We start from the raw sequence: 22,925 nt of genomic DNA on the forward strand, positions 1-22,925 counted from the left end.
TTGCGTCGCTTCGACCGCCCGGACGGCGGTCGTTTCGCGAGGTGTCGGGGAGTGCAAGGCTCGGGCCAGGATCCCTCTCGCCGGTGCGGCGGGGCGCAGCAGCCGCGAGGCAATCAGCCGCAAACCACTGATGTGCCAAGGTGTCCAGCGATGTCGAGGGAGCCCGTCCGAGGGAAGCCGGCGGGCGATGGGCGGGCGCCTCGCATCATTTTTATGTGGCGCCCGGCGGGGGAGTCGTAACGGCTATGGGAAGCAGGTCCCCAGGAGCCGGTCGAATACTCGGCCAGGCTCCTAGGACACGTCGGAGAGGGCCTGCAGGTCCTGCTGGAGATGGCGGAAGACTGCGCGTGCGCGCGCCTCGGTGGCCGACATGCCGGGGGTGGTGTCGATGGCGTAGTGGGCGACCTTCAGCTTCTCGCGGCTGTCCATCTGGGCGCCGATGCGCGCCCGGGCCTCCTCCTCGGACAGGCCGTCCCGCCGGACGATGCGGTCGAGCTGGGTCCCCGGCGCGCAGTGCACCACGATGACCCGGTGGTAGTCGCGGTAGATCCCGGTCTCGATCAGGAGGGCGGCGTTGGAGACGGCAATCCTCCCCTGGCCGGTGTCGGCGAGCAGCTCGACGAGGTTGGCTTCCTCCTTGCGGATGAGCGGGTGCAGGATCGCTTCGAGGGCGGCGCGCCGCTGCGGATCGGAAAAAATGAGCCGCGCCAGCCTCGGGCGGCTGATCGAGCGGTCCGGGTTCAGGATCTCCTCGCCGAACGCCTGGATCACCGGCTGGTAGGCTGGGGCTTCCTTCTCCACCAGCCGGTGGGCGATCTCGTCGGCGTCGAGGATGGTCGCCCCGAGGGAGGCGAAGATGCGGGCCACGGTCGTCTTGCCGGCGGCGATCCCTCCGGTCAGGCCGACGCGCAGGACAAACGGCTTGCCGCGACCGTCGAGCGGCCCGGCCCGGGGAATTAGCGGCAAGGTCGTGCCGGAAGCGCGGTCGCGCCCCTGGGTCATTGCGCCACCAGCCGGCGGCGCAGCCGTGCAGCGCGCAGCGTGTTGCGCAGCAGGCAGGCGATGGTCAAGGGGCCGATGCCGCCGGGGACCGGTGTGAGATGTCCGGCCATGGCGGCCGCTTCGCCCGGGTGGACGTCGCCCACGAGGGTGTAGCCGCGCTCGCGCACCTGGCTCACGCGCGGCGAGTCGTTCCCGAAGAGGGCCGCCGCCGCGGCGGGATCGGCCACGCGGTTCACTCCGACGTCGATGACCGTCGCCCCCGCGCGGATGTGGTCGCGCCCCAGGAAAGCGGGGCGGCCGACGGCCGCGACGAGAATGTCCCCCTGGCGCGTGATGGCCGGCAGATCCCGGGTCTTCGAGTGGCAGACCGTGACCGTCGCGTCACGCTGCATCATGAGGATCGACAGCGGCCGGCCGACGATTTCGCTCCGGCCGACGATGACCGCGTGCTGTCCGGCGATCGGCAGGCGGTAGCGCTCGAGCAGGTCGACGATGCCGGCGGGCGTGCACGGGATCGGGGCGTCGAGCTTCATCAGGAGGCGCCCCGCGTTCAGGGGGTGCAGGCCGTCCACGTCCTTGGCCGGGTCGAGCGCCAGGATGACGGACACCCTGTCCAGGGCGCGCGGCAGCGGCAGCTGCACCAGGATACCGTCGAGGTCGGGGTCCTCGTTGAGCTGCCGGATGCGGGCCATGAGCCGCTCCTGGGGGGTGCCGGCCGGCAGCCGGACTTCCTCCGAGCGCATGCCCACCTCGAGGCAGGCGGAGACCTTGTTCCGGACATAGACCTGGGAGGCTGGATCGTCTCCGACGAGCACCGCGGCGAGGCGCGGCGCGGTGCCGGTCCGCTTCACCAGCTCGGCGACCTCCCGGGCGACTTCCCCCCGGATTGCCCGGGCCACCGCGGCCCCGTCGAGCAGTTCGGCTGCCACGCGATCTCACCCTCCCAGCGGCTGCCGGTGGAACAGGAACGACACGGAGTGCGTCTCGGAGCCGATCTGCAGGTACGAGAAGTTCAGCCGCAGCTCCTTCCACCTCGTTCGAAGCGGGCCGAAGACCAGAAGCCGCTCGATCGTCCGGCCCTTCGGGATCTCGGTGCTGCTGTCGAAGATCGCGGGGGCCAGCTGGTCGAAGACCCCTTCCGGGTCGCCGTCGCCGCGCGCGGCGGCGCGGTAGAGGTCGGTCAGGTCGATGGCGTACTCGGGCTCCTTCCTGTCGGTGAGCAGGACGACGTTGCCGGCCTGGAAGATCACGTCGGCCTTCGACTGGTTGTCGAAGGCCACCCGGACGGCGTGATAGATCTGCGGCCGTCCCGGAGGGACGGCGAACGGATCGGACGCTCCGGACGCGGCCTTGCGCAGGAAGGAGGCGCGGCTCTCGGGCTCGAGGAACTCCACGGTGATCGTCAGCCCCTTGATGGTGAAGCGGCTGGTGGCGGCCCCGGAGCCGGAGCCGACCGCCTTCCTCGAGTACGGTCCGGCCAGGATGCGGAATGGCCCGGTGTCCTTGGCGGCCGCCGGGGAGAAGCAGGCGACGCACACGATGAAGCCGGCGAGGATGGAATGCAGAGCGCGTCGCATGATGGCTACGTTAGCACATGCCCGAGAGCCCGGCCGAATGCACGGACACACTCCGAGCGCGAAGCGGTTTTCGGGTGGCGTGCGGTGGCCGGTGTCCGCGGGCCGCGGACCTCAGTGATTGGTCTCGATGATTTTCGGCGAGGCCTTGATGATGAAGACCTCTTCGCTGCCGTCGGGATTGATCTTCACGACGCGGTGCAGGAGGATTCTCTTGTTGTCCTTCACGGCCACGATGCTGTTGACGAAGATGTCTTCCGCGAGAGGCTCGTCCTTGGCCGACGGGGAAACCCGGGGCCTCAGGGGCTTGACGTTCCAACCATGCAGTTTCATCGAGGCGCCTCGCTCCGCGGCAACCGCCGCCACCTGACCCCCGCATCCACGAACCACTGTCTATATACTGGAATCACCCCGGCCAGTCAAGCACGCAATTCGTAAACAAATCCTTACACTTCTGTCGCTTGGAAATTGTCAAGCGGCGGGATGGAAGCCGTGTCGGGAGCCCCCGGACCGCCGCTTTGTTGGTATACTTTGAAATCGTTCCACGGGGAGGCCTCGGATGAAGAAGGCGGTCATCGTCAGCGCCTGCAGGACGCCCGTCGGCAAGTTTCTTGGTGCTCTCAAGGGATTCCAGGCGACCGATCTCGGTGCCCTCGCCGTCAAGGAGGCGGTGCGCCGCGCCGACCTCCGTCCCGAGCAGGTGGACGAGGTGATCATGGGGAACGTGCTGTCGGCCGGTCTCGGTCAGAATCCCGCCCGCCAGGCCGCCCTGAGAGGGGGCCTGCCGGTGACGGTCCCCGCCCTGACGGTCAACAAGGTCTGCGGATCCGGCCTGAAGGCGGTGGCCCTGGCGGCGCAGTCGATCCGGGCGGAAGACCACGAAGTCATCGTGGCCGGGGGCATGGAGTCGATGAGCAACGCTCCGTTCCTGGTGCGCGGCGCCCGTGAGGGGCTGCGGCTCGGGCACGGCGAGCTGGTCGATTCGATGGTCCACGACGGGCTCTGGGACGTTTACGAGAACTTCCACATGGGCTGCTGCGGCGAGGCGGTGGCTGAGCAATACGACATTCCGAGGCAGGCGCAGGACGAATATGCCCTGGGCAGCCACCGGAAGGCGATCGCGGCCATCGACGCCGGCAAGTTCAAGGCGGAGATCATGCCGGTCCCGGTGCCCCAGAGGAAGGGGCCGGCGGTCCTGTTCGACACCGACGAGTCGCCGCGGCGCGACTCCTCGATTGAGGCCCTGGCCAGGCTGAAGCCGGCCTTCAAGGAGGGCGGGACGGTCACGGCCGGCAACGCCCCCGGGGTGAACGACGGGGCGGCGGCCCTGGTCGTCATGTCCGGGGATCGGGCCGCGGGGGCCGGCAGGAAACCGCTCGGGGAGATCGTGGCGTACGCCAGCAGCGGGATCGAGCCGAAGATGGTGATGATGGCGCCGGTTGCGGCGGTGACCCGCGTGCTCGAAAAGGCGGGATGGCGGACCGACGAGGTCGACCTGTTCGAGCTGAACGAGGCCTTCTCGGTGCAGGCGGTGGCGCTCCTGCGCGAGCTGAAGCTGAAGCCCGAGCGGGTCAACGTGAACGGTGGGGCCGTCGCGCTGGGGCACCCGATCGGCTGCAGCGGGGCCCGCGTCCTGACGACGCTCCTGTATGCCCTCGCCGATCGCAAGGCGAAGCGCGGCGTGGCCGCTCTCTGCCTCGGTGGCGGGAACGCCGTGGCGATGGCGATCCGCGCCCTATGACCCAGGAGTGTGTCCGAGTATTCGGCTGGGCCGCGCGCATGGGGCTTGCGGTTCGGCGGGTTCATCGCCGACGACGAGCGACGCGGTACGCGGCCGCAATCCCCATGCTCCCAGGCTCCCGGCAGGGGGGAAGATGAGCCCAGGGCTGCGGACCATCGTCGTCGTGGGGGCCGGCCAGATGGGTCGCGGGATCGCCCAGGTGGCGGCCCACGCGGGCTACACCGTCGTCCTCCACGACGAGAAGAAGACCGCCCTCGACGCCGCCCTCGAGCACATCGGCGATCAGCTGGAGCGCCAGGTGCAGAAAGGGAAGCTCGCGCCGGCGGCTCGGACCGAGACGCTGGCGCGCCTTCGGCCGGCGACGGACGCCGGGGCGTTCGCCGCCGCCGATTTCGTCATCGAGGCGGTGAGCGAGAACCTGGCGATCAAGGCCCGCCTCTTCGAGTCCCTCGATCGGACGTGCCGGCCGGAGGTCGTCCTGGCGAGCAACACGTCCTCGATCTCGATCACCCGCCTCGCCGCGGCCACCCGCCGCCCTTCCCTGGTGATCGGCATGCACTTCATGAACCCGGTGCCGGTCATGGAGCTGTTGGAAATCGTCGCGGGCCAGGCGACGTCCGAGGAGACGATCGGGACGACCCGCGGGCTCGCGAAGACGCTGGGGAAGACGACGGTCCTGGCGCAGGACTACCCGGGTTTCATCTCGAACCGGGTGTTGATGCCCATGATCAACGAGGCCATCTTCGCGCTGTACGAAGGGATCGGCAGCCGGGAGGACATCGACACGGTCATGCGGCTGGGGATGCGACACCCGATGGGGCCCCTGGCGCTTGCCGACTTCATCGGACTGGACACCTGCCTGGCGATCCTGGAGATCCTCCACGCCGGCTTCGCCGATCCGAAGTACCGTCCCTGCCCGCTCCTCCGTCGCATGGTGGACGCCGGCCGGCTCGGACGCAAGTCCGGACGCGGGTTCTACGACTACGAGGCGGGCGGAGCGCCGGCATGACGCCGGACGCCCCGGTCGCGGCCCGGTCTCTCCGGGAACCGTCCGTTCCATCCGGCGTCCTTCCCGGCCCGATACCCTCCTTCATCGAGCGGATCCTGAGGTCCGAGAAGCTGGGCGACGACGTGGTGCACGTCGCATCGATCGCGGCGCAGGAGGCGTCCCACGCCCTCCTGTCGGCCCCCCTCCCCGTCCCGCTGCAGCAGGCGCTCTGCGATCTGGGGATCGACCGGCTCTTCAGCCACCAGGCCGAGGCGATCGACGCCGCGCGCTCGGGACGCGACGTGCTCACCGTCACTCCGACGGCGAGCGGCAAGAGCCTGGTCTACCTGCTCCCCACGCTCGAGGCCGCGCTCACCCGGCCCGGAGCGCGCGCGCTGTACCTGTTCCCGTACAAGGCCCTGGCGCAGGATCAGCTCCAGGGAATCGTGGAGCTGGCGGGCGCGACCGCGCGGCACGGGGGTGTCGTGCGGGGAGGTCACGGCCTGCCGGGCACCGGCCGGCCGGTCAGCGCCGCCATCTACGACGGCGACACGCCCGACTCGCGGAGGCGGAAGATCAAGGCCGAGCCTCCGGACATCCTGATCACCAACCCCGACATGCTGCACCTCGGCATCCTGGCGCACCATCAGGACTGGCGGGCCCTGTTCGAGAACCTGGACGCGGTGGTGGTGGACGAGCTGCACGTCTACCGCGGAATCTTCGGCTCGCACCTGCACCACGTCCTGAAGCGCCTTCTGCGCATCGCCGCGAACTACGGCAGCCGGCCTCGCTTCATCGCCTCCTCCGCCACGATCGCCAATCCCGGGGGCCTCGGGGAGGCGCTGTTCGGGCGCCCCTTCCTGGTCGTGGACAGGACCGGCGCGCCGCGCGCCGGGAGGCACCTGATGTTCGTCAACCCGCTCGGCGGCAGCCCGTACACCGCCGCCACCCAGCTGTTCGCCTGGGCGCTCGACGCGGGGTTCAGGACCATCGCCTTCACCAAGGCCCGGAAGATCACCGAGCTCCTGCACTCGTGGCTTCTGCAGTCGGCGCCGCGCTATGCCTCGCGGGTGAGCGCCTATCGCTCCGGCTACCTCCCCGAGGAGCGGCGGGAGATCGAGAGGCGCCTGCACGACGGCTCGCTGCAGGGCGTGATCTCGACCAGCGCGCTGGAGCTGGGGGTCGACATCGGCGGCCTCGACGTCTGCATCCTGGTCGGCTACCCCGGGAGCGTCGTCTCCACGTGGCAGAGGATCGGCCGCGTCGGCCGGGAGGACCGCCCGTCCCTGACCGTGCTCGTCGGCATGCCCGATGCTCTCGATCAGTACTTCATGGCGAACCCGGACGAGCTCCTGAACCGGGGGTTCGAAGAGGTCGTGTTCGATCCGGGCAACCGGGTGATCGCCCGGGCCCACATGCTGTGCGCGGGGGCGGAGCTCGGCCTGGAGCAGCCGCGGGACCGCGAGCTCTACGGGGAGATGTTCGGGCTGGTGGAGGAGCTCGAGCGCGAGGGGGCGCTGGCGCGGGACGCCGGCGGCGAGCGCTGGTACACCCTGCGCCGCCGCCCCCAGCGCGACGTATCGTTGCGCACGATCGGCGCGACCTACACGATCGTCGACGTCGGGGCCGACCGCGTCATCGGCACGCTCGACGCGGTGCGCGCCTTCCACGAGACGCACGCCGGGGCGATCTACCTGCACCACGCCCAGCAGTACCTGGTGCGCGACCTCGACATCGAGGCGCGCCGCGTGAGCGTGGTCCCCGTCGACGTGGACTACTACACCGAGGTCCGCGGCGAGAAGGAAACGGAAGTCCTGGAGGTCCTCGACCGGAAGCAGGAAGGCGCCCTCGCCGCCAGCCTGGGGCGGCTCGAGGTGACCGAGGAGCTGAGCGGCTTCGAGAAGCGGCGGCTGTTCGGCCGCGATCGCCTCGGGCTGTTCGACCTGTCTCTTCCGCCCCTGACCTTCGAGACCGTCGGACTGTGGATCACGCTGCCGGACGCCATCCGTGACAGCGTGGTCGAGAGCGAGGGCCACTTCATGGGCGGCATCCACGCCCTGGAGCACGCGCTGATCTCGCTCTTTCCCCTGATGGCGATCTGCGACCGCGGCGACATCGGCGGCATCTCGTACCCCCTGCATCCGCAGATCGGCCGGTCGGCCATCTTCATCTACGACGGGTATCCCGGCGGGTGCGGGCTGGCGGCCAAGGGGTTCGCAGGACTCGGAGACCTCCTGAAGAAGACCGCCGCCCTCCTGCGGGACTGCGCGTGCCCGTCGGGGTGCCCCTCCTGCATCCAGTCGCCGAAGTGCGGCAACGGCAACCATCCGCTCGACAAGGCAGCCGCGCTCCAGATTGCCGTGGCCCTGGGCGATCGGGCGGCGGGAACGGAGATGCAGGCCGCCGGGCCGATCCTCCCGGCGCGGCCGCGCCCGGAACCCCTGCCGCCGCGACCGCCCCTGCGGCTCATGGGCGGCGGATTCGACCACGAGCCACTGCCCACCCCGGTGCGGCGCGGGTCGTCGGGGGGCTCGCCCGCCGGCGAGCTGACCCTGTTCCTCGACGTGGAGACGCAGAGGAGCGCCGAAGAGGTCGGCGGCTGGCAGAACATCCCCGACATGAAGCTGGCGCTGGCGGTGACCTACAACCAGGTCAACTCCGAGTTCAAGACCCACTTCGAGAAGGACGTGGACCGCCTGCTGCTCGATCTCGCCATGGCGGACAAGGTGATCGGCTACAACATCGATCGGTTCGATCTCCTGGTCCTGAAGGGATACACACCATGGAACTTGACGCGCATCCGCACGTTCGACATGCTCGCCGACATCTACCGCAAGCTCGGCTTCCGCCTCAAGCTGGGAGACCTCGCCGAGGCCACCCTGGGGGTCGGCAAGAGCGGTGACGGCCTGCAGTCGCTCAAGTGGTGGAAGGAAGGCCGCCTCGACCTCATCGAGCAGTACTGCCGGCACGACGTGGAGGTGACGCGTGACGTCTATGTGTTCGGCCAGAGAAACGGCTACGTCCTGTATCGCGACCGTGACGGCAGGCCGCTCCGCCTTCCGGTGGAATGGAAATAGGGCGGCGGCCGGAACGGTTTCTTGATTAGCCCGCGCGAACGTGATAGAAAACGCGGGCTTGCGAACATCTCGTCCCCTCGAGAGCCGAGTCTTTTCACCGACCCAAAGGGAGATCCAGGGATGACGCGCACCGATTTGATTGAAGCGATCGCGCAGGAAACCGGCGGTGACCGCCAGCAGGCCAAGGGCTTCCTCGAAGGCTTCACCCGCATCATCGAGCGGGAGATGAAGAACGAAGGGGAAGTGCCGCTCGCCGGGCTGGGCAAGTTCAAAGTCGTGAAGCGCCAGGCCCGCACCGGCCGGAATCCGATGACCGGGGAATCGATCCAGATCCCCGCCAAGACGGTGGTGAAGTTCACCGTCGCGAAGGTCCTCAAGGACTCGATCAAGAAATAGACGATGCCGGCCGGCCCGGGAGCCGCGGTCCGCCTCCTCCTTCAAGACGTCTACCTGCAGGAGATGGTCCTCTCCCTGTACCGCGTCTACGCCCGGAGGCTGCGCGATGCAGGGGGAGAGCGGCTGATCGAGGCCTACCTAGGGGCCGAGGGGGAAAGGCGGAAACGGGTCCTCGCCTATCTTTCCGCGCAGGGTGTCTCCGCGTCCCCCGCCGTGCGCTCCGTGTTCGCCGCCCTGGGAAGCGCCTACGGCCGCGCCACGTCGATGCTCGGCACGCGCGTCATGCTCCGCATCGCGCTCTCCGCCAGCCGGAGCGCATCGAAGCAGGCGTGCGCCCGCCTCGGCGATCCGGCCGGCCCGGACATCGTCTACCTGTCGACCCTCCGCGCCCGCAACGAGGGGGAGCTCCTCGACGGGCTCACGCAGCACCTGATCGACACGGCGCCCCGTCGCCGCGCGGCCCGGCCTCATACCCGGTCGGGCCCGGAGTCCTAGTCGAGAATCACGCCCCGGGTGCCGGTTTCGATCGCCTCGTCGATCCGCACGCGCACCAGGCGGTTCATCCAGGCGGCGGCGTCGCGTCCTTCGAGATCGCATCCGAGATCGATGAAATTGTCGGTCAGCGCCCGCAGGCGACCATCCGGGCGGACCTCGTTGAGGGTCAGGGCGGTCCGGGTCCCCCCGACCAAGGAGCGGCGGAACCGAAGCGAGAGATCCTGCGCGAGACACCGCAGCCGGGCGCTCCGCTCCCTGATCACCTCCGGGCGGACGGGCGCCGGCAGCGCAGCGGCCGGCGTGCCGGGGCGCGCCGAGTACGAGAAGACGTGCAGGTAATTGAGCGGGGACGACTCGATGAAGCGGCACGTGCTCTCGAACTCGCCGTCGGTCTCGCCAGGGAAGCCGACGATGACGTCGGCCCCGAGGGCCATCCCGGGGATCCTCAGACGCAGGGACTCGACGACGCGGGCATAGTCGGAAGAGCGGTACGGGCGGCGCATGCGGAGCAGGACCGGATCGGAGCCGCTTTGCAGAGGGATCTGGAGGTGCGGGGCGAGGCGCCCGCCGCCTCCCGCCAGGAGCGCCACCAGGTCCGCGGTCACGGTCCTCGGCTCGAGCGAGTTGAGGCGCAGGCGACCCAGCCCCTGGATTTCGATCGCCCGCGCCAGAAGGTGATCGAGACGGGTGGGCGGGTCGAGGTCCCTGCCGTAGTCGCCGGTGTTCACGCCGGTGAACACGATCTCGCGGTAGCCGGCGTCGGTCAGGCGCCCGATGCGGCCGAGGACGTCGGCCGGCGGCAGGCTCCGGCTGGCGCCGCGGACCGACGGGATGATGCAGTAGGAGCAGCGCAGGTTGCACCCCTCCTGCACCTTGAGCAGGGCGCGCGTGCGGTCGCCCGGGCCGGGCGCAGGGTCGCATCCGGCGGTGGCGCCGAACGGGCCGAGGTCGAGGGCCTGGGAGGAGTGGTCCAGGAGTCCGAACGCCCTCGCGGCCAGGGCGGGGACCGTTTCGATCTGCTCGCGCAGGGGCACCACGTGGTCGACGCCCGCGACGGAGCGCAGGCCCGCCGGATCGCGCTCGGCGTAGCAGCCGGTTGCGATCAGGACCGCGCGCGGGTTGTCACCGCGCAGGCGCCGGGCGATCTGGCGCGCCTCGCGGTCGGCGCGGGCGGTCACCGTGCAGGTGTTCAGGACGACGAGGTCGGCGCGGTCCCCGGGGCGGTGGTCCGCGCCGCCGGCGGCCCGATCGAAGCCCAGGGCGCGCAGGCGCGTCTCGAGCGCGGACGAGTCGGCCTGGTTCAGCTTGCAGCCGAGAGTGACGATCCGGTAGGTCGGCACTAGTCCTTGCGACCGGCCTTGAGGGCGCGGTTCTTCTCCGTCACCTTGGCGGCCAGCCGCTCCTTGAATCGGCGCAGGCGGTGGCGCAGGCCCGGGTCGCGCGTCGCCAGGATCTGGACCGCGAAGATCCCGGCGTTGAGGGCGCCGGATTTGCCGATGGCCATCGACGCCACCGGCACGCCCCCCGGCATCTGCACGGTCGAGAGCAGGGCATCGAGGCCCTGCAGGGAGGAGGACGCCAGGGGCACGCCGATGACCGGCAGGGTCGTGTGCGCCGCCACCACTCCGGCCAGATGGGCCGCGTGGCCCGCCCCCAGGATGATCGCCCCGAAGCCCCGCTCCTCGGCGTGCCTTGCCAGATCGGCGGTCACGTCCGGCGTGCGGTGGGCCGAGGTGATATCGACCTCGTAGGGGACGCCGAAATCCTTCAGGACCTTGACCGCCTCTTCCATCACCGGGTAGTCGCTGTCGCTCCCCATGGCGATCCATACTTTGAGCTGCGGTGCCCCCGAGGATTCGGATGCCTTGCCCTTGCGCGCTCTGGCCACGGAAGTCCCCCCCGGTTCGCAGGGTGATGCGTCGCCGAGGGCGGGATTCTAGCAGAGACGGGGCGCGGCCCGGCCGAATACTCGGACAGGCTCCTACGCGGCGGTGTGCGGGGTCCGGCTGCGGATCGGCTCGGCGCAGTGGCAGCGCTCGAGCCGGCGGTTGCAGGCGAAGCAGAAGCCGTTTTGGGCGAAAAAGTCGGCCATCTCCTCCTGCCAGGCGTCGATGAAACCCATCCGCTCGTAATCGCTCATGCTGCTCAGCTCGAGGAGGATCCGGATGTTCTCGCGAGACTGGTGGTACGCCCTGAGGATCTCGAAAATCCTTCTCGTGTCTGCGGCGTTCTCCATCACGTTCTCCGTGTGATGCAGAAAGGATACCACGCGCCTCGCGGGAGTCCAGCGCGGCCCCCAAGGCCGCGCGGAGCGGGCGCAGCAGGAAGCGGGTCGGCTACTCGTGCCGCAGGGCCTCGATGGGATCCAGGCGCGCCGCCTTGCGCGCCGGATACCAGCCGAAGAACACCCCCACGAAGGCGGCGAAGCCGAAGGCGACGGCGACGGACGGGACGGTCACCGCCACGGGCCAGCCCGCGATCGCGGCGATCAGCCGGGACGCGGCGACGCCCAGGGCCACGCCGATCGCCCCGCCGACGATCGACAGGACGATCGCCTCCAGCAGGAACTGGCCGAGGACGTGGCGGGCCTTGGCTCCAACCGCCATCCGGATGCCGATCTCGCGCGTGCGCTCGCTCACCGAGACGAGCATGATGTTCATGATGCCGATGCCGCCCACGAGGAGGGAGATGGCGGCGACCGATCCGAGGAGGAGCGACAGCGTCCGCGTCGTCTCCTGGGCGGTCGCGGCGATCTCCTCCTGCGATCGCATCATGAAGTCGTCGTCCTCGCCCCGCGCGATGCGGTGACGCTGGCGCAGGAGCGTCCCGATCTCCTGCATGGCCTCGCCGATGCGATCGGGGGATCGCGCGGTCACCTGGATGAGGTTCAGCCGGTCACGGCCCAGGACCCGCTTCATGAGGGTCGTGTACGGCACCACGACCTGGTCGTCCTGGTCCTGGCCCATGGTGCTCCCCCCCTTGCGCTCGAGCACGCCGACGACCTTGAACGGGACGTTGCGGATGCGGATGATCGCGCCCAGCGGATCGTCGCCGGGAAAGAGATTGTCCGCGACCGAGTCGCCCAGAACCGCGACCTTGGTGCCCGCACGGACCTCCGCCTCGCTGAAGAACACCCCCCGATCGAGGTTCCAGGCCCGGATGTAGGGCCAGTCGACGTCGGCGCCGTTGACCTCGGTGGACCAGTTGTATTCGCCCGCGACGATCGGGGCCGCCATCCGCACGCCGGGAGAGACGTACGCCACCGAAGCGCACTCCGCCTTGATCGCGGCGGCGTCATCGGGCGTCAGGGAGGGGCGGGAGGCGAAGACGCGCGCCCCGCCCTGGGTCACGGCGCCGGGATAGACCATGATGAAGTTGGCTCCGAGCGACGAGATGTTCGACTGGATCGATTGCGACGCGCCGCTCCCGACCGCGCCCATGGCGATGACGCACCCCACGCCGATCACGATGCCCAGGATGGTGAGGGCCGAACGCATCGGGTTGCGGAGAATGGCGCGCAGTCCGACCTTGAGGATGCTGGTGGCGCGGATCAGGCCGATCTTCATGCGCTCTTCGACGCGGCGGTCCGCTCGTCGCTCAGGACCCGGCCGTCCCTGAGATGGATGACGCGGGCGGCGTGCCGGGCGACATCCGGCTCGTGCGTGATCAGGAGGATCGTCTTGCCCGCACGGTTGAGCTCATGGAAGATCGACAGCACCTCCTCGGAGGTGCGGGAGTCGAGGTTCCCCGTCGGCTCGTCCGCGAGCAGGACGGGCGGGTCCGTCATGAGCGCGCGGGCGATCGCCACGCGCTGCTGCTGTCCTCCCGAGAGCTGCGACGGGTGGTGCTCCTCCCGACCCGCCAGCCCGACGCGCTGAAGCGCGGCGCGCGCCCGGGCGCGCCGGCCGGAGGCGTCCAGCGTGGCGTTGCCGTAAAGGAGCGGCAGCTCCACGTTTTCCAGCGCCGACGTGCGCGGCAGGAGGTTGAAGTTCTGGAAGACGAAGCCGATCTTGGCGTTGCGAATCTCCGCCAGGGAGTCGGGCGACAGGCGTGAGACGTCCACGCCGTCGAGCAGGTACCGCCCGGACGTCGGCCGGTCCAGGCACCCCAGGAGGTTCATCAGCGTCGACTTGCCGGACCCGGAAGGCCCCATGATGGCGACCGATTCTCCGGCGCCGACCGCGAGCGACACGCCGTCCAGGGCCCGCACCTCGATCTCGCCCAGCCGGTAGACTCTCACCAGATCGACGATCTCGATCAAAACGGCCGCCTTCCCCCCCGTGCGGCGCCCTGGCCCACGCCCGGGAAGGAGCCGCCGCCCGCGGATTTCGAGGTGGCCAGTCCCACCGCGACGCGGTCCCCCTCGCGGAGATCCCCTTCGAGGATCTGGGTGAATCGCCCGTCGGTGAGGCCGGCCCTGACCGGAACCGGTCGCAGGACGCCATGCGGGCCGACGACGTGCACCGTCTGCTGGCGGGGATCGCGGGCCGGGGTCCCCGTCAGGGCCGCTGCCGCCCGATCGAGACCGGCCCCGCTCCGGGTGCCCTCAGCGGGCGCGGCCTCGGGAGTGCTGCGGCCGCCGGTGCGCTCCGTCTCGATCGGCTGGAACCGGAGGGCGGCGTTGGGCACCCTCAGGACGTCAGGGACGCTCGACACTTCGATGGTCACGTCGGCGGTCATCAGCGGCCTCAGCTTGCGATCCGGATTGGCGACGTCGACGATGACCGGGTAGGTCACCACGTTCTGGTTCTGCGTGGCGTTGAGGCGGATCTGGGAGATCTGCCCGGAGAAGGTCTCCTCGGGGTAGGCATCGACCGTGAAGCGCGCGGTCTGGCCGACCGCCGTCCGGCCGATGTCGGACTGGTCGACGTCGACCAGCACCCGCATCTTGGTCAGATCCTCGGCGATGGTGAACAGGGTCGGCGCCTGGAAGGAGGCCGCCACGGTCTGTCCGATGTCGTACTGCCGGGCGACGACGACTCCGTCGATCGGCGAGAAGATCCGGGCGTAGGACAGGCTGGTCTTCGCCTGGCGCAGGCCCGCGGCGGCCAGGTCCACCTGCGCCTGCGCCGAATCGAAAGCCGCCCGGGCCGCGTCGAACTCCGCGTCCGCTTCGAGCCCTTCCTCCTTGAGCCGCTCGCTCCGATGGAAGGCGATTTCGGCGTTCCGCTTCTGGACCTCCGCCTGCGCCAGTTCGGCGGTCCGCTGCTCGACCTGGGCCTGGAAGGGGGTCGGGTCGAGCTCGGCCAGGAGCTGGCCGCGTTTCACGGGGCTGTTGTAGTCGGCATGCAGCCGGGAGATGATGCCGGACACCTGGCTGCCGACCTGCACCGTCGTCACGGCGGAGATGGTGCCGGTCGCGGTCACGGTCTCGCTCACCGTGCCGCGGTCGACGCGCATCATCCGGTAGCCCCCGTCCTCGTCCTTGTCCCCCCGCTCCAGGTAGATGGCCGCGAGCGTCGCGACCGCGACGGCGGCGATCGATCCGATGATCAGGAGGCGGCGCATGCTGTGACCTCGGTCCCGATTGTGCGCCTGAGCGCGAGGCGAGGCAAGTCGGACCGGCGGGTCCCGGGGTGACGCCGGGAGCCCCCCGCGGCCGGAGGCGCGTGCCGCTCAACCGCCGGATTCGGCGGCGTCGCGGGCGACGTCGGTGCGGACCTGGCGGCCGTCGAAGTGGATCGCCTCGACGCCGCGGTAGCAGCGCTCCCGCGCCTGCGCGAAGGTGGCGCCCAGCGCCGTCACAGTCAGGACGCGGCCTCCGGCGCTGATGAACTTCCCATCCTTGACGGCGGTGCCGGCGTGGAACACCTCGACCCCCTCCAGGGCCTCGGCCGCCTCGATGCCGCTGATCGGCCGGCCGGTCTCGGCCTGCTCCGGATAGCCGCGCGACGCCAGGACGGCGCACACCGATCGGGCCTTCATCCACTCGATGGAGATCTCCTCCAGGCGGCCGTCGAGGGTCGCCTGCAGGACAGGAATCAGGTCGCTCTTCATGCGCCCGACGATCAGCTCGGCCTCGGGATCGCCGAAGCGGGCGTTGTATTCCAGGACGCGCGGCCCCTTCTTGGTCAGCATCAGCCCGACGTACAGGATGCCGCGGTACGGCCGGCCTTCTTCGGCCAGGCCGGCCACGGTCGGCACGAGGATGTCGTCCCGGATGGCGCGGAAGGTGTCGGCATCGATGTGCACGGAGGGGGAGTACCCTCCCATGCCGCCGGTGTTCGGGCCGGAGTCGTCGTCGCCCAGCCGCTTGTAGTCCTGGCAGGTGACGAGCGGCAGGACGCGCTCTCCGTCGGACAGGGCGAAGAACGACGCCTCGTGTCCCTCCAGGAACTCCTCGATCACCAGGCGGTCGCCGGCCACCCCGAAGCGCCTCTCGACCTGGATCATCTCGATGGCGGCCTCGGCCTCCTTCTTGTCCGCGGCGATGACGACCCCCTTGCCGCCGGCCAGGCCGTCGGCCTTGAACACCAGGGGAAAGTCGTCCTTGCGCTTCTTGAGGAGGGAGCGCGTCTCTTCGGCCGACATGGACACGTCGAACTTCGCCGTGGGGATCTTGTGCTTCTTCATGAAGTCCTTGGCGAACGCCTTGCTCGATTCGATCTCGGCGGCCGCCCGGGTGGCGCCGAAGATGCGCAGATCGCGCTTCTGGAACTCGTCGACGATTCCCAGCGTCAGCGGCAGCTCCGGGCCGACGACCGTGAGGTCGATGCGGATCTTCTCCGCGAAATCGGCCAGCTCGACGATGGAGGAGGGATCGATCGGGACCCGGTCGGCGAGCTTGGCCATGCCGACGTTCCCCGGCGCGCAGTAGAGCTCCTTGACCAGGGGGCTGCTGCGGATCTTCCAGGCGAGGGCGTGCTCGCGGGCTCCGCTTCCGACGACAAGAACCTTCATCGGGCCGTGCGTCCTCGGCGAAGGAAACCGCGGGGGAAACGACAGGCTCCGCGCACCGCTCCGCGCGGCAGAACATCAAATTATTCCACAGCGCTTTCCGCCGCGTCAACCTTGCCCGAATGGAGGTAGGGTCGGTTGACCCACTAGCGGCAGTTCTCGGGCAGTTCTCCGGGCTGTTGTTGACAAGTGAGTTGACCGCTCGCGTTTGACAAGTGATCTGTCCGCTTTTCTCTGGTTGACCTTCCTTTCAGGGAGAGACCGTAGCGGTGGCCTGGTGGGAGCTGTGGACGCCTGCGGGGTTCAGCAGGCGTCCAAGGCTCCTGTGGGCGCGTTTTCCAGCGTCCACAGGGCCGGCAGCTTCCACAGGCCGAACCCTGCGCGCTTTTCCTTCTGCGGTGAATCGGCCGAAACATTGTGGCCCTCGCCACACCGAATGCGTGCCGTCCAGATGCCGGCGAACCAGCACGCGCAGGGCGGCGCAGGTCCGGCGCCCGGTCTGCTTGTCCAACTGCAACCGCAGCTTGCCGAAGACGATGGTGTTGTCCTGGCCGACGACACGTTCCTCTTCGATGCAGAGGATCTGATCCAGGTCCACCCGGCCCAGGGGCACAAAAGCCGAACGGCGATCAACGTCTGACGTTCATCCGGAACCTGAGCCAGCCAGGCGTGCGGGCTGCCGTCCAAGTGCAACAGCTCGCCCCGGCACGGCCGCGGCTCCCGGCGTCGTCGGTGCCGCCCGCAGGACTTGTACTTCTTCACCAGCCCCGCTTCCTGCAGCGCCTTCTTCACGAAGCTATAGGACAGCTTGACCCCGTGCTCCCGTCTCGCGATCTCGTGGAAGTGCCGCACGTTGAATCCCGTGTAGCGCTCGCGGTACAACGACAGAACCCGCTCCACCGCCTCCAGCGGAGCCCGCTTCGGTGATGGCGTCTGCCGCCGTCGATCAAACAGCCCTCTGTAGCCGCTCTTCTGCCACCACCGCCGCCAGCGCCGCACCGTCCGAGGACTCACGTTCAGGATCTCCGCCACCTGCCACCACGTGTACTTCCCGCTCATCCCCTGCAAAATGACTTCCTGCCGTCTCATCGCTCGCTCCACGGCCTCCGCCGCGTACCCCATGGCCTCGCCCTCCAGGCCATGACGTATCACCGAGGTCCATCTCTGCGAGCGGCCAACTCATGTGCTACAAAAAACGGTCAAAGCATGAACTCTCTACAAGGCAGCAAGTATTCAGCAAGTATTCAGTTGACAGGAGTTCAGTCAGAGTGTATTAGACGAGCACACCACCCCCGCACTTGGGACCCGGGAAAAATCCAAGGATAGGGGAAACCGCAGTTGCTGGCTGCGGCACAAGGTTGAAGCCTAACCTCTTAAGACCCGCTCGGCGGTCCGCGGGAGGGTTGTGGCCAGCATCCGGAATCCTGAATCACTCATTCCACCGATCCTAAACCTTTGAAGGAGGCCACTCTATGCCATGCCCTTCTTCCCGGCTTGGGCTCTTGGTCCCGATTCTTTGCGTCATCGCATCCTTCGGAGTAGCTGAAGCGGCGGAGTATTTTGCCGACCCCAATCCACAAGTCCCCGCGTGCGCCTGCAATGATACCAATCCTGACTGCGGCACCTCGGATCTGCCTTACCGCTGCCTCGCCGACGCAGTAAATCGGACGCTAGCCGGAGATACGGTGACAGCCCGTACCGGCATTTATCCTGAGTGTCTGTCCATCAGCAAGAACGGAAGTGAATCGGAACGAATCACAATCCGGGCCGAGGTCACCGGCGAAGCCACAATCTCTTGGCCGGCCACCTGTATGCAGGGGGAGACGGTCGTTCTCGTGAATTCAACCTATGTGACTCTCCGGGGATTTAGAATCACGAATTCCGCTACAAACCTCATTGGACGAGGCTTGAGCATTCAGGGCGGCACTGACACACACAACGAGATTGACCAATGTACGATTCTCGATGCAACACGTGGAATAGAGTTCCTTTCCAGCGGTAATACTCTGACCAACGTTGCCGTGCGAAATAGCCAAGAGGCTGGGATCTATGTTTATGGAGGAACCAACAACAATACAGTCCAAGGCGGAGAGATCGCGTATAGCGGTTATGCCGGCATCTATGTTGGGTCTGCCACGCCTCCCACGCCTCAGGCAGCCAACAATCTGTTCAAAGGCATCGATATTCATGGGTCTGCTACAGGTTCTGGGATCGTCCTCAGCGGCGGAAATGCGACACAATTTGACGCGTGCCACATTCACAACAACGTCGGGAATGGCATCTTGGAAGGTTATTTCGCGGAAGGGACGATTATTCAGTTTTCGGAAATTGATCACAACCGGACAGGCGGCGGGCCGTCTGGCGGGACTCACGGCATGTACATGAAAGGTATGAAGGGTGCAATCAGGGGTAATTCGGTCCATCACAACGAATCGTGGGGAATCCAGCTCTGGGCGGCGCCGCAAGGTACGCCCACGCAGCACTACATCGTAGAGAACAACGACGTGTATGCGAACTGGGGAGGAATTGTTCTGGGAGGCGAATATGTCACGCCGCCCACCGGCACGTCGTGCCGTGACGTCCCTCAGTACACCGAGGTCCGCCATAATCTCGTACACGACAACATCGGCTTCGGCATGTGGTACTTGCTGGGCGCTTGCGGCCCGACTGGAGAATGCGTCGGCAATGACATCGGCAATGCCTTCCACCACAACACCGTGTATGCGAACCAGGAAGTCCAAGTCCTCGCAAGCTTTGCCAAAGACGACAGGGTTTCCATGCGTAATAACATCGTGATCGGGAGCTCGACGACCTCTCTCGTGCACGTCGAGAATTCGAACATCGATGCCAATTTTCTGGATGGAAACGCCTATTACAGGCCCGGAAGCGGATCGGGTGACAACTTGTTGTTCTCGTGGAACTCTTCGAGCTATTCTTTCGACCAGATTCACGCGTCGGGCGTACCACGGAACCCGGCGGGAACGTGCGTGGATGCAGGCGACCCTGCGACCATTCCGATGGAGTCTCATTCGATTTGGAGCGGCCTGGTCTCGATGGTCGACGCGACCGCGAAAGCGTGGGGCGCCCCGTATAAGAGCATGTGTCCTCCCGGGGGCGGGCTATGTGCCCATGATCGCCAGGGGGATTATCACTTGATCGTCGGTTCCGCGGGGATTACGGGCGGCGTGTGCTGTGGTGGCAGCAACGGCGGTCCGGACATCGACGACGAGACGGCGCCGGTGTGCACGCCATTGCCCGACTGCTCAGGCACTGGGGATGGTGTTGGCGCGGACTTCTATCCCGACGATGATTCGGACGGAGTAGCCAACCTGTTCGATTGCCCATCCGGTCCTGGCATCTGCGATGGCGATCCCTTCGAGCCGTCCACGCAGGAGTCGGCCTGCAGTGCATACCTTGGGGCCGGGTATGACCCTGGCGTCTATCCCGGCGCCCCCGAGGTATGCGACGGCAAGGATTCGAACTGTGACCTTAAGTTCAGTTCGACGGAAGAGCTGGATCTGGACCAGGACGGTCACCGCAATTCGTGCGGCGGTGACTGCGACGACAACGATCCCCAGGTGTATCCAGGAGCCGAACTCTGCGACGGGAAAAACAACGATTGCGACGACCCGAGCTATCCGGCCATCGGCGATGACGAGAAGGACCTCGATAACGATGGGCTTCTGAACTGCCGGTTCAATGAGTACGATGTCGACAACGACGGCATCCTTAACGATGCCGATGCCGACGATGATGGGGACAGTTTCGCCGACGCGGTCGATTGCGCACCGTACAATCCCCAGATCTACCCCGGGGCCGCCGAGACGTGCGATGGCCGCGATAACAACTGTGATGGATCGGTCGACGAGACGTTCTTGGATGCCGATGCCGACGGCCGGAAGGACTGCGTGGACAACTGCCCCAACGCCTCCAACCCAACGCAGAAGAACAGCGATTGCAGGGCTGACAACCTCCTGCACGTCTGCCTCGATCTCACGGGGGACGCCTGCGACACGTGCACCGACACCGACAGCGATGGCTTCGGCAATCCGGGGTTCCCGCTCAACACGTGTCCGCTCGACAACTGTCCGGCGACGAGCAATGCGTCCCAGACGGACACCGATGGCGATGGTTTCGGCGATGCCTGCGATCTCGACGACGACAACGACGCCGATCCCGACGCCACGGACTGCCAGCCCCTCAACGCCGCCGTCTCCCACAATGCGCTCGAGGATCTGGCGCACCTGGCGCTCTGCAAGAACCGTATCGACGACGACTGCGACGGTGTCATTGACTTCGACTGCGCCGTTCCCGTGACCACCCAGCTCGTGGAGCCTGGGGAGGGGAGTATCGTCGAGCAGGGCCAGGCGGATCTCGGACCCAACCCGGACGGGGACAACTACGAGAGGTTCCAGGAGACGCGGTCCTCGCCCAGCAAGCCGTACAAGCTCTCCGTCCTCTTCGTGATCGATGTTCCCACGAGCTTGATCAACGTCGCTCTTGATCTTCGCGTTGAGGCGCTACGGGCGAGCGGCTCGGGGGATCAGTTCCTGCTGCACTACGCCAAGAAGTCCTCGACCCAGAGCTGTCCGAGCCTGACAAACAACAATGGCTGGACCTCGACCGGGCTGACCATCACCGGGACGACCGAGCCCGCTCCACTGTTGCAGTCGAACCTGGGGACCTCCAGCACGACGCGCTGGTGCATCCGCCTGCAGGACGATTTGAGGACGAGCGACTCGACCCAGAACCAGGTTTGGGTCGACAGGTTGTTCCTGACGCCCCATCCTTCTTAAAGGCAGCGCCGTCGGGCCCGTCGCGGCGGAGGGCCCGGCGGCTGACTTTCGTCCGGTTTTGAATCTCGGGGCGTTCCCGGACATCAACGGCACGGGGCAGGCTCCCGGCGGCGTCGTCGACGCCTGCGGGCCACACTGGCTTTGGGAAGGTGAACGCCCCACCATTCGCGCCGCCTACCCACCTTCGACCGGGACGATATCCCCGCGGGCAAGGCCTCGGCAGCAGGCCATTCGCGTGGTATCGTGCCCATATGCCCCAGATCTCCGAAGCCTGCCGCGCGTTCCGTCGGCTGCACGAGTCGGGCTGCTTCGTCGTCCCGAATCCCTGGGATCTCGGCAGCGCGCGGCTCCTGGTCAACCTCGGTTTCAAGGCGCTGGCCACGACCAGCGCCGGGTTCGCCTGGACGCAGGGACTGCCGGACCACCACCTGTCGCTCGAGCAGGCGCTGCAGCATCTTCGCGTCATGGCCGCGGGAGTCAGCGTGCCGATCAGCGCCGACTTCGAGGGGGGCTTCGCCGTCGAGCCCGAGGCGGTCGGTCGCCATGTCGCCGCCGCGGCCCGGACCGGCATCGCCGGTCTCTCCATCGAGGATTCGACTCACGACGCGGCCCGGCCGCTCTTCGAGTTCACGCTCGCGGTCTAAAGGATCAGGGCCGCCCGGCGGGCGATCGACGCCAGCGGGACCGGCGTCCTGCTCACCGGTCGATCCGAGGGGTTCATCGCCGAGCGCCCGGATCTCGCGGAGACGCTACACCGTCTCGTCGCCTATGCCGAGGCGGGGGCCGACTGTCTCTACACGCCCGGCATCAGGAGCCGGGACGAGATCGCGGCGGTGGTGAGAGCGGTCGCGCCGAAGCCGGTCAACGTGCTGGCAGCGGGGGACTACACGACAGTGGCCGACCTCGCGGCCCTCGGCGTCCGTCGCATTAGCGTGGGTGGCGCGCTCGCGAGGGCGGCTTGGGCCGGCTTCTTCGGGGCGGCGAAGGAGATCGCCGAGCGCGGCACCTTCGAAGCGCTGGCGCGTGCCGTCCCCTCCACCGAGCTCAACGGGCCGTTCGGCAAAGCCTGATCGTCGTCTCATCCCGGTCCCCGGCGCGCGGCCTACAGTGGGTCGGCTCATTGCCGCGCGGCCCGCACGGCCGCGTGCGCCAGCACTGGGTGACCTCCGACGACGGCGGCCGCACCTGGAAGACGGCGTTCGACGGCACTTACTCGCCGCACCGATCCTCGAGGATTATGATGTAAGGGAAACACGAAAAGGAGACGAACATGAAGGTCGGAGTCATCGGTTCCGGCGACGTCGCGAAGACATTGGCGGGCGGGTTCCTGAGGCACGGCCACGACGTGATGATCGGGTCGCGGGAGCCGGCCAAGCTGGCGGCATGGGCCGGCGAGCATCGCGGCGCGCGCGCCGGGAACTTCGCCGACACGGCGCATCACGGTGAGGTCGTCGTGCTGGCGGTCAAGGGAGCGGCCGCCCTGGAGGCGCTGCGCGGCGCCACGCGCGCCCACCTCGCCGGGAAGACGGTCATCGACGCCACGAACCCGATCGCCGACGCCCCCGCGGCGAACGGCGTCCTTAAGTTTTTCACGAGCCTGGACGACTCCCTGATGGAGCGCCTGCAGCGGGAATTCCCCGACGCGCGCTTCGTCAAGGCGTTCAACTCGGTCGGCGCCGCGCTCATGGTCGATCCGAAGCTCCCCGGCGGCAGGCCGAGCATGTTCATCTGCGGCAACGACGAAACCGCGAAACGCACGGTGCGCGGCATTCTCGAACAGTTCGGCTGGGAGACCGAGGACATGGGGCAGGCCGAAGCGGCGCGCGCCATCGAGCCGCTCTGCATCCTCTGGTGCATTCCCGGCTTCCTCCGGAACGACTGGACGCACGCCTTCAAGCTGCTGCATCAGCGGTAGTCGGTCCCCCGCAACTCGAGGATGGGAAAGTCTCCGCAGCGCGG

The 22,925-nt window shown here is 67.8% G+C and carries 19 protein-coding genes and 1 pseudogene; 8 read left to right on the plus strand and 12 right to left on the minus strand.

The features are described 5' to 3' along the window. Positions 1-291: 291 nt before the first annotated feature. The 4 genes from coaE to VGV60_06985 all read right to left on the minus strand — a co-directional run bounded on the left by coaE (position 292) and on the right by VGV60_06985 (position 2,909). Positions 292-1,002 carry a dephospho-CoA kinase gene (gene coaE / locus VGV60_06970; GenBank protein HEV8700997.1) on the minus strand — a complete coding sequence of 237 codons (711 nt, stop codon included), beginning with the start codon at positions 1,000-1,002 and terminating at the stop codon, positions 292-294. Beyond that, positions 999-1,931, minus strand: a complete 933-nt coding sequence (locus tag VGV60_06975; protein HEV8700998.1) for a bifunctional 5,10-methylenetetrahydrofolate dehydrogenase/5,10-methenyltetrahydrofolate cyclohydrolase — start codon at positions 1,929-1,931, stop codon at positions 999-1,001. The genes coaE and VGV60_06975 overlap by 4 nt, the downstream gene beginning before the upstream one ends. A gap of 6 nt (positions 1,932-1,937) precedes the next feature. Beyond that, a complete protein-coding gene (locus VGV60_06980) occupies positions 1,938-2,579 on the minus strand; it encodes a hypothetical protein (GenBank protein ID HEV8700999.1) in 642 nt (213 codons plus the stop codon). Between the two features lie 111 nt (positions 2,580-2,690). Beyond that, positions 2,691-2,909, minus strand: a complete 219-nt coding sequence (locus VGV60_06985; GenBank protein HEV8701000.1) for a hypothetical protein — start codon at positions 2,907-2,909, stop codon at positions 2,691-2,693. A gap of 226 nt (positions 2,910-3,135) precedes the next feature. Between VGV60_06985 and VGV60_06990 the strand changes: the two genes are divergently transcribed. The 5 genes from VGV60_06990 to VGV60_07010 all read left to right on the plus strand — a co-directional run bounded on the left by VGV60_06990 (position 3,136) and on the right by VGV60_07010 (position 9,273). Beyond that, on the plus strand, positions 3,136-4,317 hold the full coding sequence (locus VGV60_06990) for an acetyl-CoA C-acetyltransferase (GenBank protein HEV8701001.1): 1,182 nt from the start codon (positions 3,136-3,138) through the stop codon (positions 4,315-4,317). 133 nt (positions 4,318-4,450) lie between these two features. Then, entirely contained in the window at positions 4,451-5,326 is an 876-nt protein-coding gene (locus tag VGV60_06995; GenBank protein HEV8701002.1) for a 3-hydroxybutyryl-CoA dehydrogenase, read from the plus strand. After that, positions 5,323-8,382 (plus strand): DEAD/DEAH box helicase, encoded by a 3,060-nt coding sequence (locus tag VGV60_07000; GenBank protein ID HEV8701003.1) that lies wholly within the window; start codon positions 5,323-5,325, stop codon positions 8,380-8,382. The genes VGV60_06995 and VGV60_07000 overlap by 4 nt, the downstream gene beginning before the upstream one ends. Before the next feature lie 120 nt (positions 8,383-8,502). Continuing rightward, positions 8,503-8,778: an HU family DNA-binding protein gene (locus VGV60_07005; GenBank protein HEV8701004.1), complete on the plus strand. Its 276-nt coding sequence runs from the start codon at positions 8,503-8,505 to the stop codon at positions 8,776-8,778. 3 nt (positions 8,779-8,781) lie between these two features. Then, a complete protein-coding gene (locus VGV60_07010) occupies positions 8,782-9,273 on the plus strand; it encodes a hypothetical protein (GenBank protein ID HEV8701005.1) in 492 nt (163 codons plus the stop codon). On the opposite strand, the gene VGV60_07015 is transcribed toward VGV60_07010, so the two are convergent. The 8 genes from VGV60_07015 to VGV60_07050 form a co-directional block, all read right to left on the minus strand. Continuing rightward, a complete protein-coding gene (locus tag VGV60_07015) occupies positions 9,270-10,613 on the minus strand; it encodes a MiaB/RimO family radical SAM methylthiotransferase (GenBank protein ID HEV8701006.1) in 1,344 nt (447 codons plus the stop codon). The two genes, VGV60_07010 and VGV60_07015, sit on opposite strands and share 4 nt — an antisense overlap. After that, the gene (gene purE / locus VGV60_07020; protein HEV8701007.1) at positions 10,613-11,161 is read right to left on the minus strand and encodes a 5-(carboxyamino)imidazole ribonucleotide mutase; all 549 of its coding nucleotides are present in this window, start codon (positions 11,159-11,161) and stop codon (positions 10,613-10,615) included. Before purE ends, VGV60_07015 begins: the two co-directional genes overlap by 1 nt. Before the next feature lie 93 nt (positions 11,162-11,254). Continuing rightward, the gene (locus tag VGV60_07025; protein HEV8701008.1) at positions 11,255-11,509 is read right to left on the minus strand and encodes a hypothetical protein; all 255 of its coding nucleotides are present in this window, start codon (positions 11,507-11,509) and stop codon (positions 11,255-11,257) included. Between the two features lie 100 nt (positions 11,510-11,609). Further along, positions 11,610-12,839 carry an ABC transporter permease gene (locus tag VGV60_07030; protein ID HEV8701009.1) on the minus strand — a complete coding sequence of 410 codons (1,230 nt, stop codon included), beginning with the start codon at positions 12,837-12,839 and terminating at the stop codon, positions 11,610-11,612. Continuing rightward, positions 12,836-13,534 (minus strand): ABC transporter ATP-binding protein, encoded by a 699-nt coding sequence (locus VGV60_07035; GenBank protein ID HEV8701010.1) that lies wholly within the window; start codon positions 13,532-13,534, stop codon positions 12,836-12,838. Before VGV60_07035 ends, VGV60_07030 begins: the two co-directional genes overlap by 4 nt. After that, a complete protein-coding gene (locus tag VGV60_07040; protein HEV8701011.1) occupies positions 13,531-14,781 on the minus strand; it encodes an efflux RND transporter periplasmic adaptor subunit in 1,251 nt (416 codons plus the stop codon). The genes VGV60_07035 and VGV60_07040 overlap by 4 nt, the downstream gene beginning before the upstream one ends. A 108-nt stretch (positions 14,782-14,889) precedes the next feature. Continuing rightward, on the minus strand, positions 14,890-16,173 hold the full coding sequence (purD, locus tag VGV60_07045; GenBank protein ID HEV8701012.1) for a phosphoribosylamine--glycine ligase: 1,284 nt from the start codon (positions 16,171-16,173) through the stop codon (positions 14,890-14,892). 300 nt (positions 16,174-16,473) lie between these two features. Next, positions 16,474-17,292: a helix-turn-helix domain-containing protein gene (locus VGV60_07050; GenBank protein HEV8701013.1), complete on the minus strand. Its 819-nt coding sequence runs from the start codon at positions 17,290-17,292 to the stop codon at positions 16,474-16,476. 689 nt (positions 17,293-17,981) lie between these two features. On the opposite strand from VGV60_07050, the gene VGV60_07055 reads away from it, so the two are divergent. The 3 genes and pseudogenes from VGV60_07055 to VGV60_07065 all read left to right on the plus strand — a co-directional run bounded on the left by VGV60_07055 (position 17,982) and on the right by VGV60_07065 (position 22,881). After that, positions 17,982-20,966 carry a right-handed parallel beta-helix repeat-containing protein gene (locus tag VGV60_07055; GenBank protein HEV8701014.1) on the plus strand — a complete coding sequence of 995 codons (2,985 nt, stop codon included), beginning with the start codon at positions 17,982-17,984 and terminating at the stop codon, positions 20,964-20,966. 251 nt (positions 20,967-21,217) lie between these two features. Further along, positions 21,218-22,036: pseudogene (locus tag VGV60_07060) on the plus strand (isocitrate lyase/phosphoenolpyruvate mutase family protein). 200 nt (positions 22,037-22,236) lie between these two features. Beyond that, complete coding sequence (locus VGV60_07065; protein HEV8701015.1) at positions 22,237-22,881, plus strand: NAD(P)-binding domain-containing protein; 645 nt, start codon at positions 22,237-22,239, stop codon at positions 22,879-22,881. Positions 22,882-22,925: the final 44 nt, after the last annotated feature.

This window comes from Candidatus Polarisedimenticolia bacterium (genome assembly GCA_036001465.1).
GTDB lineage: Bacteria > Acidobacteriota > Polarisedimenticolia > Gp22-AA2 > Gp22-AA2 > Gp22-AA3.